The sequence below is a fragment of the Alcanivorax sp. DG881 genome, assembly GCF_000155615.1.
Classification (GTDB): Bacteria; Pseudomonadota; Gammaproteobacteria; order Pseudomonadales; family Alcanivoracaceae; genus Alcanivorax.
The window spans coordinates 1,884,137-1,890,460 of sequence record NZ_DS989915.1 but is presented as its reverse complement, the minus strand read 5'-3'; the positions used below and the strand labels follow the sequence as shown (position 1 = coordinate 1,890,460).

Sequence of the window (6,324 nt, the reverse complement as noted above, 5' to 3'; positions counted from 1 at the left end):
CTCCTACAGGAAAGGTTATCGATACGTGACCTGTTCGCTGGGCAGGTGCAGGTGTTCGTTCACTGACACTAGCCGCAACTTGCCAGCGTTCACAAGCACGCGGGTCACACTGGTGTTGATCAGGTTGCGGTTATAGGTGATCAGCGCTTCCGCATCCAGAGCCATCAACTGTTGGATGATCACACTGATGGCGCCGCCGGAGGTGAACACCAGGGCGCTGTCGCCGCTGCTCAGGCTGTTGCCCAGGCTATAGGTGCTGGCCAGCACCCGCTCACGGAACGCGGGCCAGGTTTCGCTGTAGTCCCCTTCGCCACGCTGCCAGCGGCGCAGGGCCTGTTCAAAACGGGCCTGGAACACCTTGCGAGGTTGCTCCTGCTCCGCCAGCCAGGCGGTGAGCGCGGGGCGGTCGGTGGCCAGGGGCCAGTCAACGGCGAGCAACTCTTCGTGGTTGTACTCATTAAAACCGGTGTCGGTGTGCCACTCTTTTGGCAGCCCCAGTTCGCCCAGCGTAGCCTCTGCCGTTTCCCGGTGACGGCGCATGGTGCCGCAGATAGCCCGGGGAAAGCCCAGTGCCTGGTTCTGCAGGGCGCGGCCAAGAATACGGCTTTGCTCCCAGCCCGGCTCGGAAAGCTGGTCGTAATCTTCCTTGCCGAAACTGGCCTGTCCGTGGCGAATAAGATAAATCACCGGCATAAATCAGTGCTCTTTTTTCTGTTCGGTTTTTTCCAGCTTACGCTGCAGGCGCAGCGCGCCTTTCAGCATGATCCGGTTGAACACAAACGGCAGGAAGCGTTTGATCCAGTATGCGCGGCGGCCGCTTTTGTGAGGCAGCAGGAAAAACTGCTGTTTGGCCACCGCCTGCTTGATCATCTCGGCAATCTGGTTGGCGTTGAGCTCGTCGCTGGAAAGCAACTTGTCCACGGTTTCGATCATGCCCGGTTCCGGGGTGCGCATGGACTCATGCAGGTTGGTGCGGAAAAAGCCGGGGCACACCACGGTGGTATGAATGCCATAGGGCGCCAGTTCGAAACGCAGGGTTTCCGACAGGGAAATAACGCCGGCCTTGGTCACGTTATAGCTGCCCATCACCGGTGCATGCAGCAGCCCGGCCAGGGAGGCGATATTGACGATATGGCCATGGCCCTGACGTTTCATCATCGGCACGAAGACCTTGCAGCCGCGCACCACGCCTTTCACATTGATATCGAAAATCCAGTCCCAGTCGGCCATGTCGCCACGGTCGATGCGGGCAGCCCCGGCCACCCCGGCGTTGTTGACCAGCACATCCAGCCCGCCCCAGTTCTGTTCCAGCCATTCCCGCGAATTGTTGAAGCTGGCGGCGTCGCGCACATCCAGATACTGGTACTGCAATTCCCCGGGCAGATCCTTCAGGGCGGCCAGGGTTTCTGCCGCGCGTTCCTGATTCACGTCGCCGATCAACACCCGGGCGCCCTCGCGAAGCCAGGCTTCGGCCATGGCGCGGCCCAGCCCGGAGGCGCCGCCGGTAATCAGTACCCGCTGCGTTTGGGAAGAAGTAGCCGTGTTTGCAGATGTGCTCATAGTTCGTCTGTATTACAAAAATGAATGATAGATGCCCATTGACCGATGCTAGAGACCGCGTTTCAATAAATCCAATGAATCATTGCAATAATTCTGGATAAATCTGATGCATGTTTCGCGATTCGATCTGAACCTCTTTGTGGTCTTCGATGCCATTTACACCGAGGGGTCGCTGACCCGCGCCGCCAAGGTGCTCAACCTCACCCAGCCGGCGGTCAGCCACGCCCTGGGGCGGCTGCGCGACCGTCTGGGTGACCCCTTGTTTGTCCGTCAGGGCAGCCGCATGGTGCCCACCGCCAGAGCGCGCGCCATGGTCAGCCCGGTGCGCCACGCCCTGGGAGGGTTCCAGCGCTGCCTGAGCGAAGAGGGTGGTTTCGATGCCAGCGAAGCGGAGCGCACCTTTGTGCTGGGCCTGCGTGACGGGCTGGAAGGGCGCTTGCTACCGGCACTGATGAGCCAGTTTATGGATGAAGCACCAGGGGTGAAGTTGCAGTCGCTCACCGTGAGCCGCCGGCAAATGGCCACCGAGCTGGCCAGCGGCCGGCTGGATCTGGCCTGCGATGTGATGTTGGCGCTGCCGGAAGCCATCGAGCATCAGGCGGTGCTGCATGGCCCGCTGGTGGTGATGATGCGCGACTCTCACCCGCTGGCCGAAGGCATGGATCTGCCTGATTATCTGGCCGCCCAGCATGTGTTGGTATCATCCCGTCGTGAAGGGCCGGGGCTGGAAGATTTCGGTTTGGCCCGGCAGGGCTACCGGCGTCATATCCGCTTGCGGTGTCAGCATTATCAGGCGGCGCTCAGCACCGTGCAGCAAACTGACTTGCTGCTCACCATGCCCGCCAGCCTGGCCGGGCAGCTGAGCCGCCAGGGCCTGGTGCTCAAACCGTTCCCCGGCGAATTGCCCGGCCTGGAAATGCACCTGTACTGGCACCGTGACCAGAGTGCTGACCCGGCCCACAGCTGGCTGCGCCAGCGGGTGCTGGCCCAGCTGCAAACCATGCAGAATGAAATCCAGCTCAGTGCGCCTTCGTTGTAGGTGCTTTGTCGGGTTACGGCCTTCGGCCTCTCTGTGCCCTTGGGTAAACACGACCTACCTGAAGCGTGGTTTGGTAGGTCGAATTAGCCTAAAAGGCGTAATCCGACAAAGCCTCACGGTGCCAGCAAACGCGACGCCGTTCCTGCTTTGAAACATTTCTATAAGGTTCCGTTTATTGCTTCTCTCGCAGGCTTGCTAGTGTCAAAAGGCGCTACAACGTTTGCAAAACTTATAAGAAGTGAAAAAAGGGAGAGTAATGAAACATTCAATCAGCAAGTGGCTGCCGGGTGCCCTGGCAGTAACCGCCTTGTTCGGGTGTCAGACCGATCTGCCACCGCCGTCTCCGGCCGAAGCCATCTGGTTTAATGGCCCGGTGATAACCGTCGACGATAACGCCCCCGAGGCCCGGGCTGTTGCGGTGCGCGATGGGCGCATTGTGGCGGTGGGTGAAAAAGACGCGGTGCTGCGTTATCAGGGGGACAGCACCACCATGCACGATCTGCAGGGCAAGACGCTGCTGCCCGGTTTTGTGGATGCCCATGGCCATGTGTCCTTTGTCGGTTTTCAGGCCATGAGCGCCAACCTGTTGCCGCCGCCGGATGGTGGCATCAGCAGTGTGCCGGAGCTGGTGGATAGCTTGCAGGCCTTCGCCAAAACCTCGGAACTGAACAAGCAGTTCGGCATCATTTATGGTTTCGGTTACGACGATTCCCAGCTGGCGGAGCAGCGTCACCCCAGCCGCGCAGAGCTGGATCAGGTCAGTGCCGATACGCCGGTATTGATCGTGCACCAGAGCGCCCACTTTGGTGTGCTCAACAGCGCCGCGCTGAAAAAAATCGGCATCACCGCCGACAGCCCCAACCCGCCCGGCGGCGTCATCGTTAAAGACCCGAAAACCGGCGAGCCTACGGGCTTGCTGGAAGAAAATGCCTTCTTTATGGCACTGGGAAAGTTGTTCCCGAAAATGAATGGCGAGCAAGCCGTGGCCATGCTCAAGGAAGGCGAGCGGCTGTACACCCGCTTTGGCTATACCACCCTGCAGGATGGCCGCAGCTCGCCGCAGCACGTGAAGGTGGCCATGGGCGCTGCCCAGGCCGGCGTGCTGAAAGCGGATATCGTGTCCTACCCGGATATTCTCAACGAGGGTGTGGACGAATTGATGGTGCCGCCGTTCTACCACAACGTGGACAGCACACCGCAGTACCATAACCATTTTCGCATCGGTGGCATCAAGCTGACCCTGGACGGTTCCCCCCAGGGCAAAACCGCCTGGCTCACCGAGCCCTACTACCAGCCGCCCCACGGCAAGGACGATGACTATGCCGGCTACGGCGTGGTGAAAGATGACAAGGTGGTGGAGGTGTACACCAAGGCTCTGGAAAACGGCTGGCAAACACTGACCCACGCCAATGGCGATCGGGCCATCGACCAGATGATCATGGGCTGGGAAAAGGCCGAAGCGGCGGTGCCCGATGTGGATGTGCGCCCGGTGCTGATCCACGGTCAGACCCTGCGCAAGGACCAGGTTGCCGAGCTGAAAACCCTGGGCATCCTCCCGTCCCTGTTCCCCATGCATACCTTCTACTGGGGTGACTGGCACCGCGATTCTGTACTCGGCCCGGAGCGGGCGGAAAACATTTCGCCCACCGGCTGGGTCCGGGAAGCGGGCATGCGGTTCACCACCCACCACGATGCACCGGTAGCGTTACCCAACGCCATGCGCGTGCTGGATGCCACGGTGAATCGCACCACCCGCAGTGGCAAGGTGCTGGGTGAAGCGCAGAAGGTCAGTGTGATGACGGCGCTCAAGGCAATGACAATCTGGTCCGCCTATCAGCACTTTGAAGAAGCCAGCAAGGGCTCCATCGAAGTGGGCAAGCTGGCGGACTTTGTGGTGTTGTCGGAGAACCCGCTGGAAGTGGAGCCGCAAACACTGCACTCACTTACCGTGCTGGAAACCATCAAGGGAGGGGAATCCATTTATCGGCGCAGTGAGGATGGTGCTGCCGCTGTGCAGGCGCCGCCGCTGGGCGTGTCCATGGCGCAGGCGCAATGGCCGGCAAGTCATGGCCATTACGGTGCCGATGGCTGCTTCGGCCCGGCCCTGGAGCACATCTTCCATGCGCTTAACGGCACCGAGCACTGAGGGTTCTTGGCAGCGCTCAATGTCGGGTTACGGCCTTCGGCCTCTCTGTGCCCTTGGGTAAATTCGACCCTACCTGAAGCGTGGTCGAGTAGGTCGAATTAGCCTGAAAGGCGTAATCCGACAAACTCTCTTACCCCGCCTGGGTCGGCAATAATTGCCCGGCCCAGTGCGGGTTTTCTTCCAGCCGAATATCCTTGGGCTCCACGCTGTCACCGCAATGGCCACATTGCAGTTTGGCCTCCAGCGGTTCGCCGCATTGGCGATGCACGCGCACCAGCGGTGGGCCGGCATCACCGGCCAGGTATTTGTCGCCCCACTGGGCCAGGTGGGCAATCACCGGGTAGAGGTCGCGGCCCATGGGGGTCAGCCGGTATTCGTGGCGCAGGGGCCGTTCCTGGTAGGCCACTTTCTCCAGTACCCCGCCATCGGCGAGCTTGCGCAGCCGGTCGCTGAGCACATGGCGGGTGACGCCCAGCCGTTGCTGGAAATCATCAAAACGGCGCACCCCGAGAAAGCAGTCGCGCAGCACCAGCAGCGTCCAGTTATCGCCAATAATGGCCAGCGAACGGGCCAGTGAGCAGGGCTGTTGATCGATGTCTTGCCAGCGCATAGTAAACCTCCGGGAACATTTTCTGATCATACTCGCTTGACGGGTTCCCAAAAAGAACCGACTATCAGTTCCTAATTGGAACTAACTGTTTGCAGAACGAACTTGTTGGAGGCCCCATGCCAGAATCCGCCGTAGTGGTAATCGGTGCCGGTGATGCCACCGGTGGCGCCATCGCCAAACGCTTTGCTCGCGAAGGCTACACCGTCTGCGTCACGCGCCGTAATGAAGAGGCATTGACGCCGCTGGTGCAGGAGATCGAAGCCGCCGGCGGCAAAGCTCGCCCGTTCGGTTGCGATGCCCGCGATGAAGAGCAGATGGTAGCGCTGTTCGACACCATCGAAAATGAGGTCGGCCCGGTGGACGTGGTGGTGTTCAACATCGGCGCCAACGTGTTCTTCTCCATCCGTGAAACCACCGCCCGGGTGTACCGCAAGGTCTGGGAGATGGCCGCCTTCGCCGGTTTCCTGGCGGGCCGCGAAGCCGCCCGCGTGATGGTGCCGCGCAATAAAGGCACCATCATCTTCACCGGTGCCACCGCCTCCCTGCGTGGCGGCAAGGGCTTCTCCGCCTTTTCCGGCGCCAAGTTTGCGCTACGTGCTTTGGCGCAAAGTATGGCCCGGGAGTTGGGGCCGGAAGGCATCCACGTGGTGCACCCAATCATCGATGGCGCCATCGACACCGCCTTTATCCGCGACAACTTCCCGGCCAAGTATGCCCAGAAAGAACAGGATGGCATTCTCAACCCGGAACACATCGCCGACACCTACTGGATGCTCCACCAACAACCCCGCGACGCCTGGACCCACGAAATCGACCTGCGCCCGTGGATGGAAACGTTTTAAGAGACGCGGCACGCAACACGCAACACGTTTTTTGTGGGAAGTGATGCTTGCATCACGAAGGGGCCTGCCCGGAAATTCGGCATGCAAGCATGCTCTCCCACACAAACCCAAAACCCTGCCGTAGGAG

General features: G+C 60.5%; 6 protein-coding genes. 3 read left to right on the top strand and 3 right to left on the bottom strand.

From position 1 onward, the window contains the following. Positions 1-15 precede the first annotated feature (15 nt). Positions 16-693, bottom strand: coding sequence for a histidine phosphatase family protein (locus ADG881_RS08455; RefSeq protein ID WP_007150275.1), 678 nt, complete (start codon positions 691-693; stop codon positions 16-18). A 3-nt stretch (positions 694-696) separates the two neighbouring features. Beyond that, complete coding sequence (locus ADG881_RS08450) at positions 697-1,560, bottom strand: SDR family oxidoreductase (RefSeq protein WP_007149194.1); 864 nt, start codon at positions 1,558-1,560, stop codon at positions 697-699. 106 nt (positions 1,561-1,666) lie between these two features. Between ADG881_RS08450 and ADG881_RS08445 the strand changes: the two genes are divergently transcribed. Both ADG881_RS08445 and ADG881_RS08440 read left to right on the top strand, forming a co-directional pair. Then, positions 1,667-2,599, top strand: a complete 933-nt coding sequence (locus ADG881_RS08445) for a LysR family transcriptional regulator (RefSeq protein ID WP_007149367.1) — start codon at positions 1,667-1,669, stop codon at positions 2,597-2,599. Positions 2,600-2,855: 256 nt separating this feature from the next. After that, positions 2,856-4,745, top strand: coding sequence for an amidohydrolase (locus ADG881_RS08440; protein ID WP_039926458.1), 1,890 nt, complete (start codon positions 2,856-2,858; stop codon positions 4,743-4,745). Between the two features lie 130 nt (positions 4,746-4,875). Here ADG881_RS08440 and ADG881_RS08435 read toward each other — a convergent pair whose 3' ends face one another. Next, a complete protein-coding gene (locus tag ADG881_RS08435; RefSeq protein ID WP_007150615.1) occupies positions 4,876-5,355 on the bottom strand; it encodes a helix-turn-helix domain-containing protein in 480 nt (159 codons plus the stop codon). A gap of 116 nt (positions 5,356-5,471) precedes the next feature. Between ADG881_RS08435 and ADG881_RS08430 the strand changes: the two genes are divergently transcribed. After that, positions 5,472-6,197, top strand: coding sequence for an SDR family oxidoreductase (locus ADG881_RS08430; RefSeq protein WP_007149645.1), 726 nt, complete (start codon positions 5,472-5,474; stop codon positions 6,195-6,197). Positions 6,198-6,324: the final 127 nt, after the last annotated feature.

Coding starts and splice junctions, on each gene's coding strand:
- ADG881_RS08455 (WP_007150275.1), bottom strand. CDS start 693: ATGCCGGTGATTTATCTTATTCGCCACGGACAGGCCAGTTTCGGCAAG.
- ADG881_RS08450 (WP_007149194.1), bottom strand. CDS start 1,560: ATGAGCACATCTGCAAACACGGCTACTTCTTCCCAAACGCAGCGGGTA.
- ADG881_RS08445 (WP_007149367.1), top strand. CDS start 1,667: ATGCATGTTTCGCGATTCGATCTGAACCTCTTTGTGGTCTTCGATGCC.
- ADG881_RS08440 (WP_039926458.1), top strand. CDS start 2,856: ATGAAACATTCAATCAGCAAGTGGCTGCCGGGTGCCCTGGCAGTAACC.
- ADG881_RS08435 (WP_007150615.1), bottom strand. CDS start 5,355: ATGCGCTGGCAAGACATCGATCAACAGCCCTGCTCACTGGCCCGTTCG.
- ADG881_RS08430 (WP_007149645.1), top strand. CDS start 5,472: ATGCCAGAATCCGCCGTAGTGGTAATCGGTGCCGGTGATGCCACCGGT.